This is a genomic window from Streptomyces sp. NPDC001604 (assembly GCF_042893475.1).
In the GTDB taxonomy this organism is placed as follows: domain Bacteria; phylum Actinomycetota; class Actinomycetes; order Streptomycetales; family Streptomycetaceae; genus Streptomyces.
Genome location: NZ_JBIAUY010000033.1, coordinates 25701 through 44149 on the forward strand (window position 1 = coordinate 25701; position 18449 = coordinate 44149).

The following is an 18449-nucleotide window of genomic DNA, read 5'->3' on the forward strand; positions in this document are numbered from 1 at the left end:
CCTCTTTCCTGGGCCGACCATTCGACCCGTAGACAGGCGAATCACATGCGAAGAGCCCTGCGCTCAGGGGGAGTGACCGGGACCGCTCTGCTGGCGGCCTCGGCACTACTGACAGGACTGGTGCACGCGGTACCCGCTCGCGCCGATGAACCGGCCGAGGACCCGGATGCCGGGCGGCTCCGGATCAGCCTCGGAGAGGACGCCCGGATCGACCGCTGCATCGCCGGGGTGGCGCTGCACATCGGTGGCCCTGCCCTCAAAACCGCGGCCGCCAAGGCCCTGAACGGTACGGCCGCCGACCTCACCGCCGCCCTCGAAGGCGCTCGATCGGGGCTCGGCACCCTCGGCGACGCCCGCCGCAAGGACCAGGACGCCGTCATCGCGTACCTCGATCAGTCCAGAGACCGCAAGGCGCGCTGGGAGGCGGCCAACAAGGTCTACGCGCAGACCGGCTGGGACTCCGGCACCAGCCTCCACGCCCCCGAGTTCGACGCGGACGTCGTGGCCTTCACGCTCGGCCCCCAGAACGACCTGCTGGGCCGGCTCGGTCAGGACGGCCGCAGCGTGCCCACCAAGGACTCGGTCGAACAGGCGAAGAAGGTCGCCGCCGAGATCAAGGGCCAGGACGACTGGAACGACCTCGCGGCGAGCACCATGTTCGGGGACACCGACGTCCGGGGCCCGTGGAACAGCACCACCGCCGGCGACGTCGCCTCCTTCCTGCGGCACGGCGGCTTCGTCACCAAGCCGCTGGAGGAGGGCTCCGCCGAGGACCGCATGGAGGTCGAGGCCCTCAAGGTCGCCTGGGGCGACTGCGACAGCTTCAACCCCGTGGACGCCCGGCGGGTCCTCTCCCCCGTCGTCCTGACGGCCCACCAGGAGTGGGAGCAGGAGTACGCCGCCCAGGCCAAGCCCCGCGCCACCATCATGAGCGCCGAGACGAACGCGTCCGCGGAGGCCCGCAAGGCCACCGAGGCGATGATCGAGTCCATCGGGCAGGCGTGGCTCGCCGAGCAGATCCTCCTCTGGCAGAAGTACTGGGCCGACCAGCCCAAGGACAACATCCACCGGCCCAAGCCCGCGGTCTTCACCCAGGCCAAGACGGACCTGGCAGCCGCCCAGAAGAAGACCGCCGATCAACTGGTGCTGGCCAACAAGGCCGTGGCCGCCGCCAAGACGGCCTCGGAACAGGCCGACAGCGCGCAGAACGACGCGTACGCCATCGCCGACGCGGCCAAGGCGCCGCGTGGCCGCGGGCTGTTGTACGCACAGCAGTCGGTGCAGGTCGCCAAGGCCTCGTACGCCGCGGCCCAGGCGGCCGCGAAGGCCACCCAGACCACGGTGAACGCCGCCAAGGCCACGGTGGCCGACAGCAAGGCGCTCTTCGCGCTCTCCCAGACCCAGGCCCACGCCGTCAACACGGAGTTCCGGCGGATCGCCGCGCAGGAGGCTGCGGCCCAGGCGAAGGCGGCCGCCGTGTCCGCGGACGCGCTGGCCAAGGAGGCCGCCGCGAACGCCACCAAGGCGAAGAACGCACAGGCCACCGCCGAGCGGGCGCAGGAGACGGCCCGCGTGGCGGCGGAGACCGCCAAGGCGCAGCGCGCCAAGGCCGAGCAGGAAAAGGCCGTCGCCGCCGAGGAGCGCAAGACCGCGGCCGCCGAACGCGCCACGGCACAGGCGGCCGAGAAGCGCGCGGCCACCGAGCGCGAGACGGCCGGGACCGCCCGTACCAAGGCGGAGGACGCCGCCGATACGGCCGACGAGCAGCTCACCACGGCGCTCCTCGCCGAGGGCAGGGCCGCCGCCGCGCGCGAGAAGGCCGAGGACGCCGAGCGCGAGAAGAAGGCCACCGCCGCGCGGGCCGCCGCCCTGGAGTCGGCCGCCGCCGCGGCCGTCGGCACCAGCGCAGCGGGCGAGACCCGCGAGGCGGCCACCGAGGCCCGTGCCGCCGCCGGCGAAGCGGCCGGCGCAGCCACCCGGGCGCGGGCCGCCGCCGACGACGCGAGCACTGCGGCGCAGAACGCCCGCGCCGCCGCCACCCGTTCCGATGCCGCGGCGAAGCGCTCCCGCGCGGCCGCCGACAAGGCGTGGTCGGCCTACCAGACAGCCGCCGCCGCGGGTGCGGAAGCGCACGCCGCGGCCGCGGAGGCCATCGACGCCTCCAAGGCCGCGTCGGCGAAGGCCGCCGAGGCCGAGCAGGAGGCCAAGAAGGCCCAGGCCGCCTCTCTCAAGGCGCACCAGGAGGCCGCAGCCGCCCGCGACGAGGCCGCCAAGACCAAGGAGTGGGCCGCCGTGGCGGCCGGACACGCCTACGCGGCAGGCCAGGCGGCCACCGCGGCCCGTGATTCGGCGGCCGAGGTGATCAAGCCCGCCAACACCGCCATCGCCGCGGGCACCCCGTACCGGGAGTCCGACTCCGCGGCCGCCTTCGCCGTCCTGATCGGCCAGACCTCCCTGTCCGTGTCCGAGCAGCAGGCCGCTGCTGCCGCCGCCAAGGCCAAGGAGGCTGCCAAGGCCGCCGCCGACGCCAAGAAGCTGGCCGAGAAGGCCGCCGGAGACGCCAAGCTCGCCGCGCAGGCGGCAGCGGCAGCCGCAGCCGACGCGGCGGCCGCCCTCAAGTCCGCGGCCGCGGCCCGGGCTTCGGCTGCGGAAGCCGCCAAGGCCGCCGAGGCGGCGAAGAAGGCCGACACCAGGACCAGCGAGTACGTCACGCAGGCGGGCACCGACTGGTTCTACGCCAACAGCGCCGCCACCGACGCCTCGAGCGAGGCGACCGCGGCGAACAACGAGGCCACCGAGGCCGAGAAGAGCGCCACGAACGCCCGTGCCTCCGCCGATGCCGCCACCCGCGACGCCGGCGCAGCGGACTCGGCGGCCACCCGGTCGGAGAAGGACGCCGACGACGCGGAGAAGTCGGCTGCCAACTCCAACGAGGACGCGAAGGCGGCGGACGGGGCGGCCGACCGCGCGGAGGAGGAGTTCCGCAAGGAGCAGGAGGAAGCCCGCAAGGCCGCGATGGAGGGCCCCAAGCCCGACACCGGGGCGGACCTCAGCAAGGACGAGGAGTCACTGCTCCTCGCCCAGTGCGGCCAGTCCTGCGTGGACGACTTCCGCGAGGCCAGGCAGATCCTGGCCGGGGACGTCATCGACTGGGTGGTCGACAACGGCGGCCAGATCCTCCTCGACGAGCTGGGCTACACCGACGCCAAGAAGTGCTTCACCCAGCGCGACGTCGAGGGCTGCCTGTGGACGCTCGTCAACGTCATCCTGGTCGGCGCGGCCGTCACCAAGATTCCGGCCGTGAGCAAGGCGATCTACCGGGTCAGCAAGGGCATCAGCTCCTTCTGGGAGAAGCTGGACAAGGCCAAGGACACCCTGGACCGGCTCCGCACGGTCCTGGACCGGGTCAAGAAGGGCCAGAGCGCCCTCGAGTGCCTCGCTTCGACCGTGGCAGGCGCCGCCGCCCAGCGGGCCGCGTTCCACGGTGCCTCCGCGAAGGCCGCCGCCGGCAAGCCGAAGATCTGCGTGACCTCGGCGCTCGGCAAGAACAGCAGGCTCGCCAAGCTCGCCGAGAAGTCCACGAAGAACGAGGCCGTTCAGCGCGAGATGAATCAGCTCATCAACAAGCTTCTTGACGGCAACGATCAGCCGGGCAAGGGCTCCAGGGCACTGTCGCACGGCATCCGGTACCTTCGGGGCGACGCCGGCGCACGGCTCTTCTTCCGCGAGGTCGAAGGCGGCTTCGAGATCATCGGCAAGTCCGACAAGCCGAACGAACCGAACGTCATCAAGGAGCTGCTGAAGATCTATGGTTCATGAGCCGCTGGTGACCGTGGAGACGGCCGACTTCTCCGTCACCTATGTACTCGCCCTGGATGACGACGCCGACAGCGTCGAGGACGTCGACGCTGTCATCCGCGCCCGTGACGGCAAAGGGTGGACCGCGACCTTCATGACCCCTCGGAAGATCGCCGAGGTGATGAACCACCGGTCCGCCACCGGCGAGTGCGCCGGCGGCCTGTACCTGCGGATCCCCGACCTCGTGATCGTCCGTGAAGGCGGCCTGGACGCCATGACCAGGGCCCTGGTCGACCTCTTCGGCAAGTACGGCATGGACACCGAGGTCCTGCCACGCTTTGCCCATGAGGACGACGAGGTCGACTGACCCTTCAGAAACGCAACTGTGCCCCGCCGAGTCGACACTCGGCGGGGCACAGCCCTGTTGCGGCTCCCGAACGGGCCTGTGACGGCGCTCAGCCGGTTCCGTCGGTCGTGTAGATGCGCATGCCGGGCACGTTCAAGGTGCCGCCGAACTGCGCGGCCTGGACGACCTTCACGTTGGTGAAGAGGATCTCCGGCAGGTTCAGCGGAGGCGGGCTGTCCGGAGTGAACGTCAGCGGGATCAGGCCGAGCAGGTTCCCGGAGATGGACTCCGTGTACATCGTCGTCGGGCCGCCGGTGATCTCGGACGTCGTACCCCGCCCGGCCTGCACGTGGTAGGTCTTGTTGATGCCGTGGTCCTTGACCGTCTGATGCAGGTCGCCGATCTCGGTGCCGCCGGAGATGACGTACTTCAGCACCCTCTTGATGGTGCCGTTGGCCGTCCTCACCTTGACGACGCCCTGGTAGTCGGCGTGATGCAGCTTCAGCACACTGGCGCTCAGGTACCAGGGGTCGTCCGCCACCGGCACCTTGTTGTCGACGCCGCCCGTGTCGTCCGTGGCGGCCGGGCAGTTCGCCGCGTCCGTGGACGAACTCGGCGAGGGGCTGGCAGAAGTGGCCGAATCGGCCGTCTTCTGGGCCGCCTTGGTGGCCTCCTCGGCCGCCTTGGTCGCCGTGTCGGTCGTGTCCTTCACGGTCTTGTCGACAGTGTCGGTGACCTTCTTGGTCGTGTCCTTGACGGTGTCCGAGGCGCTCGTGCCCGAAGAGCCCGAGGACGCGGTGTCCTTGCTGGTGCTCGCCGAGGCGGACGGCGTGGGCGTCGGGCTCGCGCTCGACGTGGAGCTGCCGCCGGTGAAGATGCTGCCGATCGCGTTGCCCAGGTCGTCCAGCAGACCGCCGCCGCTGCTCGCGGACGCCGAGGGGCTCGGCGTGGCGGTGCCGCCGCCCGACGTGTCCTTGCCCGCGCTGTCCGAGGCGGACGGCTCGGGCGTGGCCTTGTCGCCGGAACCTGAATCCGACGAACCGGTCTTGCCCGACGTCGAGTCCGAGGAGTCCTTGGACGTGCCGGCGGAGGACGAGGGCGAGGGCGTCGCCTTGTCGGCCGTGTCAGCGGAGCTCGCCGAGGCGGACGGCGACGGCGAGGCCGACGCGTTGTCGCCCAGCGCGGCCACGCAGTCCTTGTACTCGTCCGCGGTCAGGCTCTTCGACGACGGCGACGTGGAGCCGCTGCTGTCGGCGAGCGCGAGCGAGGACGTGAACCCCATTCCCATGAGGACCGCGGTCGGCATCGCCACCGTGGCTATCGCCTTGCCCGCCGGCATGTGGAACCTGGTGAACAGCGGCTTCTTGGGTGCCGCGTGGCGCGGCCCGGTTCTCACACGGGACTTGTCCACATCAGTCCCGTGGGTCACCTCGTCAGCCGGCACTGTGCCTCCCGTTCGCCCCGTTCGCCGGGCTCGTTCCTGACAGATCGATCGGCTCGCCCACCACGGGCTTGAGGATGGTGGTGTCCGGGTCCAGTGCCTGCGGGGCACCGCCCGTTCCCGGCGCGTCCCCCTGCGCCGCCTCGGCCGGCGGCTCATTCGGCGCCCAGGCCACGGCCATCGCCCCACCGACCAGGGCGAGCAGGAAGCCCATCAGGAAGCCGCCGAGGTTGGACACGGGGATGGACACCAGCCCCAGCAGGATCGCCGCGACGCCCGCGAAGGTACGCACGTGCTTCTGGAACCAGAGGCTGAAGCCCAGGACGATCAGCAGCACGCCGATGATCAGGGATCCGGCACCGGCAGTGGTGGACATCGCCAGCGTCAGATGCCCCACCTGCAGGTGGGCGTACGGGAAGTAGGCGATGGGGAGTCCGCCGAGCATGACGAACAGGCCGGCCCAGAACGGCCGCGTGCCCCGCCAGGTGCGGAACTGCGCCCTCCGGCGACTGAACTGGCCGGAGGGTACGGCAGGAGTCTCGGCGCTCATGGAAAACAGCTCCCTGGTGCGGCTTTGCTGTGGTGATGGTGCTGTGGTGGTGAGTTGCAGTACGTGTGAAGAATGTGGTGGAAGGTGGACGGGCGGGGGCGCCATAGGCTCCCCCGCCCGTCACCAAGCGCCTAGTAGCACTCGTGGGTGCCCGCCTGCACGGACATGCTCAGACCGCTGAGCTTGAAGGTTCCGGCAGTGGTCGCCCACGCCGTCTGCTTCACGTCGGTCAGCTCCGCTTTCTCGGCCTGCTGTGCGAATCCGAACGGGTTGGCGGCCTCGCCGCCACCCTTCATGCCCGGACCCTTGCCGCCCTTGTCCTGGCCTGTGTTGCCCGCGGCCACACCGATGTCGATGTTGTGGAACGTCGCATCGGTGGCGTCCAGCTTGTCGAGGTCGATGTACAGCTTGTCGGCCTCGACCGCATCCTTGCCGTCACCTGCATGCAGGATCAGGCTGATGCTGCCCAGCACCGGGATGTTCGGGGTGACCACCGACTGGCACAGATGGGTGATGGTCGCGTGATCGAACGCCGAGACCGCCACCGGGCGGGCGGCCTTCTGGCCGTCGAGGGTGTACCCCGAGTCAAGGGCCCCGTACTGCTCGAAACCTGTACCTTCCAGCGTGGCGGCCCGCACCTTGAACTGCTGGCCGGACACGCTGAACGACGCGGCGAGAGCGCCCTGCGCGAGGGCGACACCTATCGCGGCCGTAGCGGCGACGCTGGGCACCATGACCACAGCGAACCGCTTCCATCTGGTCCCGCCACGCACCTGGGACTCCATATTTCCTCCTTCTCGGACGTACATCTCCTGGCCCTGACTGCTGCCTGTCGGCGCCTCAGCCGGGCAGGGATGGGAGAAGTGCTACGTCCTCGGGAAGGAGAGCGCCCGCACTCGGAGGCGCAAACCGCGCACCGATCACCGGCGATCACCCCCGAGCGACAACCACTGGTCGCGCCTGACACACATCACGCACAACCTTGCTGGACAGGCTTCGCCGAGCCGGCGAAGACCCCCCTGCCCAAGAGCCGGTGCCAGTGGCACAGGCTCTGCTCGGTGGGGACCCAGGAACTCCCGCGACCCAACCGGCTGTCGGGGTACGGGAAAGGACCGAGCGTCGCCGATCGTGGTGCATTCTCGCCGCCCGCACAAGGGGCTTCGTTACTGGGTAGTAACGGCGGGATAACCGAAGGACGACCCACAGGTCTCGGGTGGCGACAGAGGGTGCAGCCGGGGGCCCGGACAAAACTATTGATCGTTGGACAGAAACCGACAGATCAACGGCCGGAACTTACTCCCAGTAACAGCGGCCGCGTTTACCAAGATTTGGTAAAGCGCGGCCGCACTGACGTTCCTTCGGCAAATCTTTCACTCGGGCATCACATGCCCTGGTGTTTAGCGACTGGTCAGAACAGCGCCCGGGCGAGCGCCCTGCGGGCCGCCGCCACCCTCGGATCGTCCGCCCCGACGACCTCGAAGAGCTCCAGCAGTCGCAGACGTACCGTGTCCCGGTCGTCACCCGCCGTACGCCGGACGGTCTCGATGAGCCGCCCGAAGGCGTCCTCCACATGACCGCCGACCAGATCCAGATCGGCCGCTGCGATCTGCGCCTGCACGTCGGCGGGCTTCTCGGCGGCGTCCTTGCGCACCTGCTGCGGGTCGAGGCCGCCCACGCGCTGCAGCAACTCGGCCTGGGCGAGGCCCAGTTTGGCCTCCGGGTTGCCCGGGTCCTCGCTCAGCACGTTCTTGTACGCCTGCACCGCACCGCCGAAGTCCCCCGAGTCCAGCGCCCGTACGGCCGCCTCGAGCAGCGCGTCGTACGGTCCGGCCGGCGCCGCCTCGGCCGCGGCCCGGTCGCCGCCCGGCTCGGCGTCGGGGTCGACGGTCAGACCGGTCAGGCCGAAGCGCTGTTCGGCCACCTGCACGAGCTGGTCGAGGGTCTGGCGGATCTGCTGTTCGCCGGCGGCTCCCTGGAAGAGCGGCAGCGCCTGCCCCGCCACCACGGCGAAGACGGCCGGGATCCCCTGGATCCCGAACTGCTGCATCAGCATCTGGTTGGCGTCGACGTCGATCTTGGCAAGCAGGAAGCGGCCGTTGTACTCGACGGCGAGCCGCTCCAGGACCGGGCTCAGCTGCTTGCAGGGCTCGCACCACTCGGCCCAGAAGTCGATGACGACGGGCACCTCGGTGGACCGCTGCAGGACCTCGCGCTCGAAGGCGGCCTCGTCGACGTCGATGACGAGATCGGCCGGGGAGACGGCTCCCGGGCCGCCGCCCTGGCGGGCCGCTTCGGCGCGCGCCTGCTCCGCCTTCGCCTTGGCCTCCTGGGCCGCCTTCACCGCGGCGAGGTCGACGACTCCGCTCATGGACATGTTCCGTGGCTGCATGCGTCTATCCTCCCCCGTTCCCGCGCATGAGAGAAAAGCGTTGAGAAAGCCGGTCCTGTTGCGTTCTGTTCGACGCCGGGTCCCCACCCCACGTCAGTGGTTGCCGCCCGTGGAGGCACCCACGAGCTTTCGCTACGAGTCGTAGCGTAATGGCACCGAGTGCCTCACCGGTACCACCCCCCGGTGATCTCCCTCACGGCCTCACACGAACCGCCGGTTATGGTCGTGGGATGCAGAGCCGCACTCCCGCCACCCGCGCCTCAGGACGCCCGCGCAGCGCCGAGGCGGACGCCGCGATCCTCGCGGCCACCCGGGAGGCCCTGGTGGAGCTGGGCTGGTCGAAGCTCACCCTGGGAGACGTGGCGACCCGGGCGGGGGTTGCAAAGACGACCCTGTACCGCCGCTGGGCGGGCAAGAACGAACTCGTGGTCGACGCGGTGGCCGAGCTCTTCGACGAACTCGTCCTTCCCGACCGCGGCACCCTGGCGGCCGACATCGAGGGCGTGGTCCTGCAGTTCGCGGCCATCCTGGCCCGCCCGGAGGCCAAGAGCGGCCTGATGGCGGTGGTCGCGGAGTCCACCCGCGACGATGCGCTGCGCGAGCGCATCAGCGACTCGATCGTGCGGCGCCAGAAGCGACTGGTCCTGGAGGGCCGGGAACGCGCCCAGTGCCGCGGCGAGCTGCCCCCCGAGACCGACCCCGCCGAGGCGGCCCGCACGGTCGACCTGATCTTCGACGTGGTCGCGGGCGCGGTGGTGCACCGCACCCTGGTGAGCGGGCACCCGGCGGACGAGGAGTGGGTGCGCGCGTTCACGACCCTGCTCCTGGGCGGCCTGGGAGCGGGCACCCAGGAGCCGTAGCCGCTCCCGCCGGTACGAGGTCAGCTGCGACGAGGTCTGCTGCTACGAGGTCTACGACGACGGGCCGGCCGGCGGGGCGCCGGTGACCGCGTCGCCGTAGAGCTGGCCGACGCTCTTGCCGAAGTAGGCGCTGTAGGAGATCTGCGGGGTGTAACCGCCGGTGTGGTAGCCGCCGATGACGCCCACCACCGCCCAGCCGCCCTTCCACGGCACCAGCATCGGTCCGCCGCTGGTGCCGTCCACGAAGGCGTCGCAGGCGATGCGCGGATAGCTGCCGGGCTCGTCGGGGTCGTCGCTGTCGTAGCGGGTGGTGCGGCTCCAGCACTCCAGCGGCTTGTCCGCGCCTCCCGGGTAGCCGATCATCCGCACCGGGGCGTGGTGGTACCCCGTGTCGGTGAGCAACTGCACCGCGCCGGCCGCGTCCTGCAGCAGCCTGCCGTCCTGGTTGGGCTCGGTGACGGCGAAGCCGTAGTCGTACTGGGCGCCGGCGTGCTCCTTCAGGTCGTAGTACTGCTGCGGGACGTAGACGCCGTTGACCCGGACCGGGAACACGCCGAACGGCTTGAGTCCGTCGTGGTACTGCGGCACGAAGGCCAGATTGCGGCGCGGGGAGGTGCCGGAGTACCCCCGCAGACAGTGGCCGGCGCTCAGCACCAGGTCGTGGCCCGGGCTGCGCACCACGGAGCCGGTGCAGGTGCGCCCGGTGCCACTGGGGTCGGTCCAGAAGAAGGTGCCGGTCTGGGGGATGCCGTCGAAGCTGTGGCTGGGCGGGATGAACTCGCCGGGCATGGGGCCGTCCACCGCGGAGGAGGCGGCGGCGCCGGTGTCCGGGGCGGTGGAGTAGACGGAGTCCTTGTCCAGGCCGGTGTCGACGGGCAGCGCGGCCGTCAGCCGGGCCGGGTTCCAGTAGGCGTCCAGCCGTTGCGCCACCGGGTTCACCGGCGGCGCGACGGAATGTGCGGACGCGACCGGCACGAGCGCGGCGCACGGCAGCATGGCCACCGCGATCGCGACTGCGGTCCGTACCACTCTGGGCCTGAAAAACCTACGCACCGTCAGTTCCCCTGGATATCGGCGGACTCGACGGGCCGATGCTATGCACGGGAACGATCGCGGAAAAGGAGGCAGGTCACATTTTTATAAACGCTTCTGCGGGGTAGGCGGTCAGAACCCCGCCGGCTCGGTGTACACCCCCCACTCGTCCCGCAGCACCCCGCAGATCTCGCCCAGGGTCGCCTCGGCGCGTACGGCGTCCAGCATGGGCTCGATCATGTTGGCGCCCGAACGGGCGGCGGCGAGCATGGCGTCCAGGGCCGCCCGCACCCCGGCCTCGTCCCGCGCGGCCCTGCGGCCGCCCAGCACCCGCACCTGCTCCCGCTCCACCTCGTGGCTGACCCGCAGGATCTCCAGATCCCCGGTGACGGACCCGTGGTGGACGTTCACCCCGACGACCCGCTTGTCGCCCTTCTCCAGGGCCTGCTGGTACCGGAAGGCCGACTCGGCGATCTCGCCGGTGAACCAGCCGTCCTCGATCCCGCGCAGAATCCCGGAGGTGATCGGCCCGATCGGGTGCTGCCCGTCCGGATGTGCCCGCAGCCCCCGCTCCTTTATCTGCTCGAAGATCTTCTCCGCGTCCGCCTCGATCCGGTCCGTCAGCTGCTCGACGAACCACGAACCGCCCAGCGGATCGGCCACGTTGGCGACCCCGGTCTCCTCCATCAGCACCTGCTGCGTGCGCAGCGCGATCTCCGCCGCCTGTTCGCTCGGCAGCGCGAGGGTCTCGTCCAGGGCGTTGGTGTGCAGCGAGTTGGTCCCGCCGAGCACCGCGGCGAGCGCCTCCACGGCCGTACGGACGACGTTGTTGTACGGCTGCTGGGCGGTCAGGGAGACACCGGCGGTCTGCGTGTGGAAGCGCAGCCACTGCGCCTTCTCGGACTTCGCCCCGTACACGTCCCGCATCCAGCGGGCCCAGATGCGCCGCGCCGCGCGGAACTTGGCGATCTCCTCGAAGAAGTCGACGTGCGCGTCGAAGAAGAAGGACAGCCCGGGCGCGAAGACGTCCACGTCCAGCCCGCGGGAGAGTCCCAGCTCCACGTACCCGAACCCGTCGGCCAGCGTGTACGCCAGCTCCTGTGCGGCCGTCGCCCCGGCCTCGCGGATGTGGTAGCCGGAGACGGACAGCGGCTTGTAGGCGGGGATGCCGGCGGCGCAGTACTCCATCAGGTCGCCGATCAGCCGCAGATGGGGCTCCGGCTGGAAGAGCCACTCCTTCTGGGCGATGTACTCCTTGAAGATGTCGGTCTGGAGCGTGCCGTTGAGCACCCGCGGATCGACGCCCTGCCGCTCGGCGGCGACGAGATACATGCAGAACACGGGCACGGCGGGCCCGCTGATGGTCATGGACGTGGTCACGTCCCCCAGCGGGATGTCCTTGAACAGGACCTCCATGTCGGCGGCGGAGTCGATGGCGACCCCGCAGTGCCCGACCTCGCCGAGCGAGCGCGGGTCGTCGGAGTCGCGCCCCATGAGGGTCGGCATGTCGAAGGCGACGGACAGACCGCCCCCGCCGTTGGCGAGGATCATCTTGTAGCGCTCGTTGGTCTGCTCGGCGTTCCCGAACCCGGCGAACTGCCGGATGGTCCACGTACGCCCTCGATAGCCGGTCGGGTACAGCCCGCGCGTGAAGGGGTACTCCCCGGGCCAGCCGATCCGCTCGAAGCCGTCGTACGTGTCCCCGGGCCGGGGCCCGTACACCGGCTCCACGGGATCCCCGGAGAGCGTGGTGAAGTCGGCCTCACGCTTGCGCGAAGCGTCGTACCGGGCCTGCCAGCGACGGCGGCCCTCCTCGATGGCGTCAGCGTCCATACCTCGAATTTACTAGGACGTCCTACTAAATGTCGAGGGGAGCCAGAGGGCAGCCACCCGAGCCACGACGGCCGGCACCCTCCCGGAAAAGCCCTGCGCTCGCGAACGTGCCGGGGCCGTCACGGACGGTGACCTACAAGGGCCTCGTCCACGGCGGCCCGGCGGCCGTCACGGCAGTGATCGTCAGACCTTCGCGACCGCGGGCGAGCCCTCGGTGAACTTCGGCTCCAGCTCGTGGGTGACCTTGCGCTCGACGAAGAAGGCGGCCGTCGGAACCGTTCCCGCAAGCAGTACCCACAGCAGCTTGCCGACCGGCCACTTCGCCTTGTTCCCCAGGTCGAAGGCGAAGACCAGGTACACCACGTAGAGCCAGCCGTGCGCGAACCCCACGACCGTGGTGAACTTGTCCGCGCCGTCCACATGCAGCCCGTACTTGGCGATCACACCCAGGGTCAGCGCAACCAGCAGCACACCAGTGACGTAGGCCATGACCCGGTAGCGGGTCAGCACGCTCTTCTTCATGGCGTCGAGCGTAACCGCCCGTTCCGGGAGATCTTGGGCCGGGTCAGTCCTCGGCGAAGTCGTTCGCCGCCACCCGCAGCGGCCGGAGCATCGCGAAGATCTCCGCGCACTCCTCGGCGTCGTACGCACCGAGGCCGAAGTCCATCGCCATCAGGTCGCGGGTGGCCGCCTCGACGACCTCGCGGCCCTTGTCGGTGATGGAGGCGAGGGTGCCGCGCCCGTCGTTGGGGTTGGGGCGCTTGGCCACCAGGCCCGACTTCACCAGGCGGTCGACGGTGTTCGTCACCGAGGTGGGGTGCACCATGAGCCGCTCGCCGATCTTCGACATGGTCAGCTCGCCCTCCTTCGAGAAGGTGAGCAGCACCAGCGCCTCGTACCGTGCGAACGTCAGTCCGTACGGCTTGACCACCGCGTCGACCTCGGCGAGCAGGATCTGGTGCGCGCGCATGATCGAGGTGATGGCGGCCATGGACGGCACGTTCCCCCAGCGCTGCTTCCAGAGCTCGTCGGCGCGGGCGATCGGGTCGAAAGGAAGACTGAGCGGCTTCGGCACAGAACCGACCTTACCGGCCGGTCACATGGTGGTCAGCCCCGTCTCGCCTTTCGGGCCGCCGGGCGTCCAGGGCGAGCGGTACACAGCACACCGCGCCCAGCGCTCCCGCCCCGAGAGGCGTCGACGGACGCCCGGCCCGTCCCACGGCTGCCATGTCTAACCCTGCAGGCTGAAATCCCTTGTGCAACGATTGCTGACGAATCATCAGTAAATGTCACCTTCGCCCCAGGGAGCTGCATGTCCCGGCTGATCCACATCTTCGCGGCCGTCGCGGTCCTCGGGCTTGCGGCGGGCTGCTCGTCCCCGTCCGGCATCGACACGGCCGCCGCGGCGGGCAGCGCCTCGAAGAAGGCGGCCCGCGCGGGCGCCTTGGACTTCTGGGTCGACCCGGACAGCCCGGCCGCCAAGCAGATCAAGGAGTGGCGGCGGGCGGGCCGCGCCCAGGACGCGCACCTGCTCAAGCGGATCGCGGACGAACCGCAGGCGCTGTGGCCGGCGGGCGAGATCGATCCGGGCCCCATCGTGAAGGCGGCCATCGAGTCCGCGGCCGAGGAGAACCGCACGGCGCTCTTCGTGGCGTACGACATCCCGCACCGCGACTGCGGCCAGCACTCCGCGGGCGGCGCGGCCGACGCGGACGCCTACCGGGAGTGGATCGGGAAGTTCGCGGACGCCCTCGGGGACGGCAAGGCCCTGGTCGTCCTCGAGCCGGACGCGGTCGCCCACATCGTGGACGGCTGCACACCGGCCGGCTACCACGACGAGCGCGAGCAGCTGCTGAACGAGGCGGTCGTCCGCCTGAAACAGCAGCCGAACACCAAGGTGTACCTGGACGCGGGCAACCCGGCCTGGATCCGTGATCCGTGGAAGCTGGTCGACCCGCTGAAGCAGGCCGGCATCGAGAAGGCCGACGGGTTCTCCCTCAACGTCTCCAACTTCCAGACGGACGAGCTCACCAAGGCGTACGGCCTGGAGCTCTCCGCCGACCTCGGCGGCAAGCACTTCGTCGTCGACACCAGCCGCAACGGCAACGGCCCGCTGCCCGGCGCCTGGTGCAACCCGCCGGGCCGTGCGCTGGGCACCCGCCCCACGACCGACACCGGCGATCCCCTCCTCGACGCCTACCTGTGGATCAAGCGGCCCGGGGAGTCCGACGGGACCTGCGGGAGCGGGCCGGCCGCGGGGAAGTGGTGGCCGGAGTACGCCCTGGAGCTGGCACGCAACTCCAAGCCGTAGCCGCCGTTCGGGGCATCGGGTCCGGCCGTCACTTCACCTGGATCCACCTGGCCTCGGAGGGCGTGCCCTGCGCGTCCGTCACGAACAGCATGTACCAGCCGGGCGGTACCAGGGCCGGGTCGTCCGGCACGGTGACCGTCACCGAGTGCCCGTCCTTGGTCAGGCCCAGCTCGATGGAGCGCTGCTCGACGTCAGTGGTGTGGGTGACCGCGCTGGGCCGCATGAGCCGGGCCTTCGCGACCCTTTCGGGGTGGTCGGTGCGGTAGGTCGCACGGCGGTCCTTGCCGAGAGCCTGCGGGCCGCCCTCCAGCACGGGGCGGTGCTCGCCGTTCCGGTGCAGCGCGGGCGGGGTGAAGACCTCCATGCGCTGCTCGAAGTGGCCGAGCTTGGTGTTCTGCTGGTCGTCGAAGAGCGGGTCGGAGCCGAAGGTGGCGACCCGGCCGTCGGGCAGCAGCAGCGCCTCGGAGTGGTAGTTGCGGCCGACGGTGGGCGCGGCCGCCTCGCGGAAGGTGTTGCTCTTCGGGTCGTAGAACTGCGCCTTGAAGATGTTGCTGGCGCTGCGGCCGCGGTAGTCCTCGGAGCCGTTGGTGGTGAACACCGAGTCGTCCGGCATGATCACGCTGTTCAGGTACCGCGTGCCCTGCGGGAGGTCGGGTCCGTCCTTGAAGACCGGGTTGTCCTGCTTCAGATCGACGACGGCCGTGCGCGGGGTCGACCTCCTGGACTCGCCGACGCCTCCACCGCCGAGAATCATCACCTTCTGGTCCTGCGCCGGCGGCAGCAGCACGGAGGAGGAGGTCTCCGTCTCGTCGGGGTCGCGCAGCCCCGGAACCTTGCGGAAGGTGTTGGTCTTCAGGTCCCACAGCCCCGGCTCCCGCCCCTGGTCGGCGGGCCCGTAGCCGGCGTTGGAGGACGTGTAGAAGAGCTTGCCGCCCTTGGTCAGGAAGAGTGCGGGGTAGGTGGGGAAGTACCGCTTCGGGCCGGGGGACCACTTCTTGGTCCTCGGGTTATAGATCTCGTTGTCCCCGGGGTCGATCTGGCCGACGTCGTCCAGGCCCGAGACGGCGAGCACCCGCCCGTCGTCGAGCCCGACCAGCGTCGGGTACCAGCGGGCCTTCTGCATCGGGTCGACCGGCACATACCGCTCGGCCACGGGATCGAACTCGTAGGCGGCACGGATGCCCTGGAAGTCCTGCTTGTCGAGGGTGATCTTCTCGCTCAGCCCGTAGGTGTTGGCCGCGTCCTTGCCGGTCAGCCCGACGATGTCGTACTGCGCCTGCTTCTCGGTGACGGACAGCGGACCGGCCTCCACGGCCTCGACGAAGACCCGGGCCTCGCCCGCCACCACCGGCGCCGGGGCCGGGGCCTGCCCGGGCCGCGCCGCGCCGACCGGCCCGGCTGCCGCGCCCGCGGCGGGCCTGGCCTTCGGGACGGTGACGTCGAAGCTGCTGACGTACTCGACGCCCGCGGGCGAGCGGAAGCGGGTGCCCTTCTTCAGGAAGACCGACTTGAGGGGGTTCTCGTTCTTGACCCGCATACCGCCGCCGGCCCGTTTGACCTCGCCGTCGAGCAGTTCGTAGCGGGCGGTGCCGCCGGCCACGAGGAGCCGCCCGTCCGGGAGCTGGGTGTGGCCGGAGCAGAAGAAGTCGGCCGGTGTGGGGATCTTCTTGAAGGTGTTCGCCTTCGGGTCCCACAGGACGGTGTCGAAGGACCCGGCGTTGAATTTCTTCTGCTCGTTGCCCGACCCGGCGACGATCAGCACCTTGCCGGTGTGCAGGAGCGCCGCGTGGATGGCGTTGGTGCGGTACTTCGCGGGGATGTCGACCCGCTGCCAGGAGCCGTACTTCGCCTGGTACTCGGGCTGGGCGATCTTGTACTCGTGGTACTCCTCACCCGCGAACTCGACCGCGGCGGGGGCGTTGAGACCGGCCAGGACCATGATGCCCCCGACCCCGAGGACGGCCCTTCTGGTCGTCCTGTTCCCCGGGCTCTTGCGGTACTTGTTCTCAGCGTTCCGGGCCATGGTGCTAGCTGCCTCCTGTCGTGGTTCCGGAGACCGGGGAGACCGCGCCGCTGGTGGCGAGGGCGGGCTCCGTGCCGTCGACGGCACGTGTGGGCCGGTGCGGTGCCTGCCGCTCCCGCCGCTCCCTGAGGAGCGTGGAGCACCACACCGCGACCGGTGCGAGGGCGATGACCATGGCCAGGACCGCCCAGGTGCGCATGGCCGCATGGGTGTGGTCCAGGACGACCGAGGCGGCCAGGGAGGTCGCGAGGAGGATCGCCCAGAAGAGGTGGATACGGAAGGTGAGCAGCCGGTCGGCACTGGCGTCCGCGCCCTTGGGGGTCACGACGAACCTGCTGGGCCGGCGGAGGAGGGCCTCACCGAAGGACTTGAGGTAGATCGGCGCGGCCAGGGCCGACATCGCCATGCCCGCGAGCCCGCCGGAGCCCTCCGGCTCGTGGGGCGAGATGTTGTGCCGCCGGTTCCACAGATACAGCCCGATCTGCAGGGCGGCGGCGTCGCTGTAGAGCATCAGCCACACCGAGGAGGCGACCTGCGTCCCGGAGGCCCCGAACCAGAGGAAGAGGACACAACTGAGGATGCCGAGCAGCCAGTTGACGGCAGTCATCGGGTAGTAGACGAGCATCAGGGTGTACGAGAACAGCCGTCCCGGAGGCATCCTGAACAGCGCCCTTCCGTACTGCTTGAGCAGCGTCTCGTAGGTCCCCCGCGACCAGCGCATCTGCTGCGTGAAGAAGTCGGTCCAGGAGGCGGGCCCCTCTCCGACGGCGAGTACGTCCGGTGTGTACACGGACCGCCAGTGATTGCCGGTGACGGGATTGCGGCGCTGGTGTATCTCGAACCCGGTGGCCATGTCCTCGGTGATGGAGTCGTACAGCCCGCCTATCTGCTTCACGGCGGCGATCCGCACCACGTTGTTCGTACCGACGAACATGGGCGAGCGATACCGGTTCCCGGCCCGCTGGATCAGCGCATGGAAGAGGAACTGCTGCGACTCGGCGGCCTTGGTGACGGGATGGTCGGCGTAGTTCCCGTACACCTGGGGTCCGACCACGAAGGCGACATCGGGGTCCCGGAAGTAGCCCATCATCCGTTCGAGGAAGTTGGGGCGCGGGACGTGGTCGGTGTCGACGGAGGCGAAGAAGTCGTACTCGTCGCCGTGCCTGGCGATCCAGGCGTTGTAGTTGCCGTGCTTGGTCAGGGCCTTGTGGGGGCCGTGGGCCTGGTTCCACTGCGGAACGCCGCGCCGGGTGAAGTGCCGGACCCCGAGTTCCGCGCACAGGGCCTTCGCCTGCTCGTCGTCGCCCTCGTCGAGGAGCCAGACGTCGAGGACGCTGCCGGGCCCGGCGTGGGTGATCCGGACGGCTCCCTCCAGGGTGGCGCGGACCATCGAGAGGGGTTCCTTGCCGGGGACGTACGTGGTGAGGAACGCGACGCGGGTACCGGCTTCGGGGACGACCGGGACGGGGTCACGGGCGACCAGCGTGGCATGGGCGACGGAGGCGACGTTGACCACCATGAACAGCTCGATGAGCCCGATGGATATGAGCATCGTGACATCGAGCCCGACCAGCCAGCTCTCCCCTCCGTCGCGCTCCACCCAGTGCGTGGGCCAGACGAGGTAGACGAGCAGCGTGCCGGTGAGCACCGGCGCGAGGGTCATCAGCAGGACGGCCTGTATTCGGCGCGGCTCACTGGACAGCAGCGAGGTGTACTGCACCTGGTACGAGGCGTCGCTCGGCTCGGTGAGAGGTCCGGCCAGTCGGCTGTGGGTGTCGTATGCGTAGCCCTCCGACTGCACGGCGCCCTCCAGTGAGTGAGGTGTGATCGGCAGAGGAGTACCGATCACCCCCTACACAACTGGAG

Annotated in this window: 14 protein-coding genes; 4 read left to right on the plus strand and 10 right to left on the minus strand. The window is 70.0% G+C overall.

Features of this window, described 5'->3' with window-relative positions; translation table 11 throughout:
• Window positions 1-45 precede the first annotated feature (45 nt).
• Both ACFY1E_RS46705 and ACFY1E_RS46710 read left to right on the plus strand, forming a co-directional pair.
• A complete protein-coding gene (locus tag ACFY1E_RS46705) occupies window positions 46-3819 on the plus strand; it encodes a hypothetical protein (protein WP_389088410.1) in 3774 nt (1257 codons plus the stop codon).
• A complete protein-coding gene (locus tag ACFY1E_RS46710) occupies window positions 3809-4165 on the plus strand; it encodes a hypothetical protein (RefSeq protein WP_389088412.1) in 357 nt (118 codons plus the stop codon). Before ACFY1E_RS46705 ends, ACFY1E_RS46710 begins: the two co-directional genes overlap by 11 nt.
• 88 nt (window positions 4166-4253) lie before the next feature.
• Here ACFY1E_RS46710 and ACFY1E_RS46715 read toward each other — a convergent pair whose 3' ends face one another.
• The 4 genes from ACFY1E_RS46715 to ACFY1E_RS46730 all read right to left on the minus strand — a co-directional run bounded on the left by ACFY1E_RS46715 (window position 4254) and on the right by ACFY1E_RS46730 (window position 8524).
• Window positions 4254-5588 (minus strand): hypothetical protein, encoded by a 1335-nt coding sequence (locus ACFY1E_RS46715; protein ID WP_389088415.1) that lies wholly within the window; start codon window positions 5586-5588, stop codon window positions 4254-4256.
• Window positions 5578-6135: a DUF6114 domain-containing protein gene (locus tag ACFY1E_RS46720; protein ID WP_389088417.1), complete on the minus strand. Its 558-nt coding sequence runs from the start codon at window positions 6133-6135 to the stop codon at window positions 5578-5580. Before ACFY1E_RS46720 ends, ACFY1E_RS46715 begins: the two co-directional genes overlap by 11 nt.
• Window positions 6136-6266: 131 nt before the next feature.
• Window positions 6267-6920: a DUF6230 family protein gene (locus ACFY1E_RS46725; RefSeq protein WP_389088420.1), complete on the minus strand. Its 654-nt coding sequence runs from the start codon at window positions 6918-6920 to the stop codon at window positions 6267-6269.
• A 623-nt stretch (window positions 6921-7543) separates the two neighbouring features.
• Window positions 7544-8524, minus strand: a complete 981-nt coding sequence (locus tag ACFY1E_RS46730) for a tetratricopeptide repeat protein (protein WP_389088422.1) — start codon at window positions 8522-8524, stop codon at window positions 7544-7546.
• A gap of 230 nt (window positions 8525-8754) precedes the next feature.
• Between ACFY1E_RS46730 and ACFY1E_RS46735 the strand changes: the two genes are divergently transcribed.
• Window positions 8755-9384, plus strand: coding sequence for a TetR/AcrR family transcriptional regulator (locus ACFY1E_RS46735; RefSeq protein WP_389088425.1), 630 nt, complete (start codon window positions 8755-8757; stop codon window positions 9382-9384).
• Window positions 9385-9435: 51 nt separating this feature from the next.
• On the opposite strand, the gene ACFY1E_RS46740 is transcribed toward ACFY1E_RS46735, so the two are convergent.
• The 4 genes from ACFY1E_RS46740 to ACFY1E_RS46755 form a co-directional block, all read right to left on the minus strand.
• Window positions 9436-10413, minus strand: a complete 978-nt coding sequence (locus ACFY1E_RS46740; protein ID WP_389088428.1) for a trypsin-like serine peptidase — start codon at window positions 10411-10413, stop codon at window positions 9436-9438.
• A gap of 135 nt (window positions 10414-10548) precedes the next feature.
• Complete coding sequence (locus ACFY1E_RS46745; RefSeq protein ID WP_389088430.1) at window positions 10549-12249, minus strand: methylmalonyl-CoA mutase; 1701 nt, start codon at window positions 12247-12249, stop codon at window positions 10549-10551.
• Between the two features lie 183 nt (window positions 12250-12432).
• On the minus strand, window positions 12433-12771 hold the full coding sequence (locus tag ACFY1E_RS46750) for a DUF3817 domain-containing protein (RefSeq protein ID WP_389088433.1): 339 nt from the start codon (window positions 12769-12771) through the stop codon (window positions 12433-12435).
• 43 nt (window positions 12772-12814) lie between these two features.
• Window positions 12815-13324 carry a MarR family transcriptional regulator gene (locus tag ACFY1E_RS46755; protein WP_344399083.1) on the minus strand — a complete coding sequence of 170 codons (510 nt, stop codon included), beginning with the start codon at window positions 13322-13324 and terminating at the stop codon, window positions 12815-12817.
• Window positions 13325-13561: 237 nt separating this feature from the next.
• Between ACFY1E_RS46755 and ACFY1E_RS46760 the strand changes: the two genes are divergently transcribed.
• Window positions 13562-14560, plus strand: coding sequence for a glycoside hydrolase family 6 protein (locus tag ACFY1E_RS46760; RefSeq protein WP_389088436.1), 999 nt, complete (start codon window positions 13562-13564; stop codon window positions 14558-14560).
• A gap of 28 nt (window positions 14561-14588) precedes the next feature.
• Here ACFY1E_RS46760 and ACFY1E_RS46765 read toward each other — a convergent pair whose 3' ends face one another.
• Both ACFY1E_RS46765 and ACFY1E_RS46770 read right to left on the minus strand, forming a co-directional pair.
• Entirely contained in the window at window positions 14589-16499 is a 1911-nt protein-coding gene (locus ACFY1E_RS46765; protein ID WP_389088492.1) for a galactose oxidase-like domain-containing protein, read from the minus strand.
• Window positions 16500-16587: 88 nt separating this feature from the next.
• A complete protein-coding gene (locus ACFY1E_RS46770; RefSeq protein WP_389088438.1) occupies window positions 16588-18384 on the minus strand; it encodes a glycosyltransferase family 2 protein in 1797 nt (598 codons plus the stop codon).
• Window positions 18385-18449: the final 65 nt, after the last annotated feature.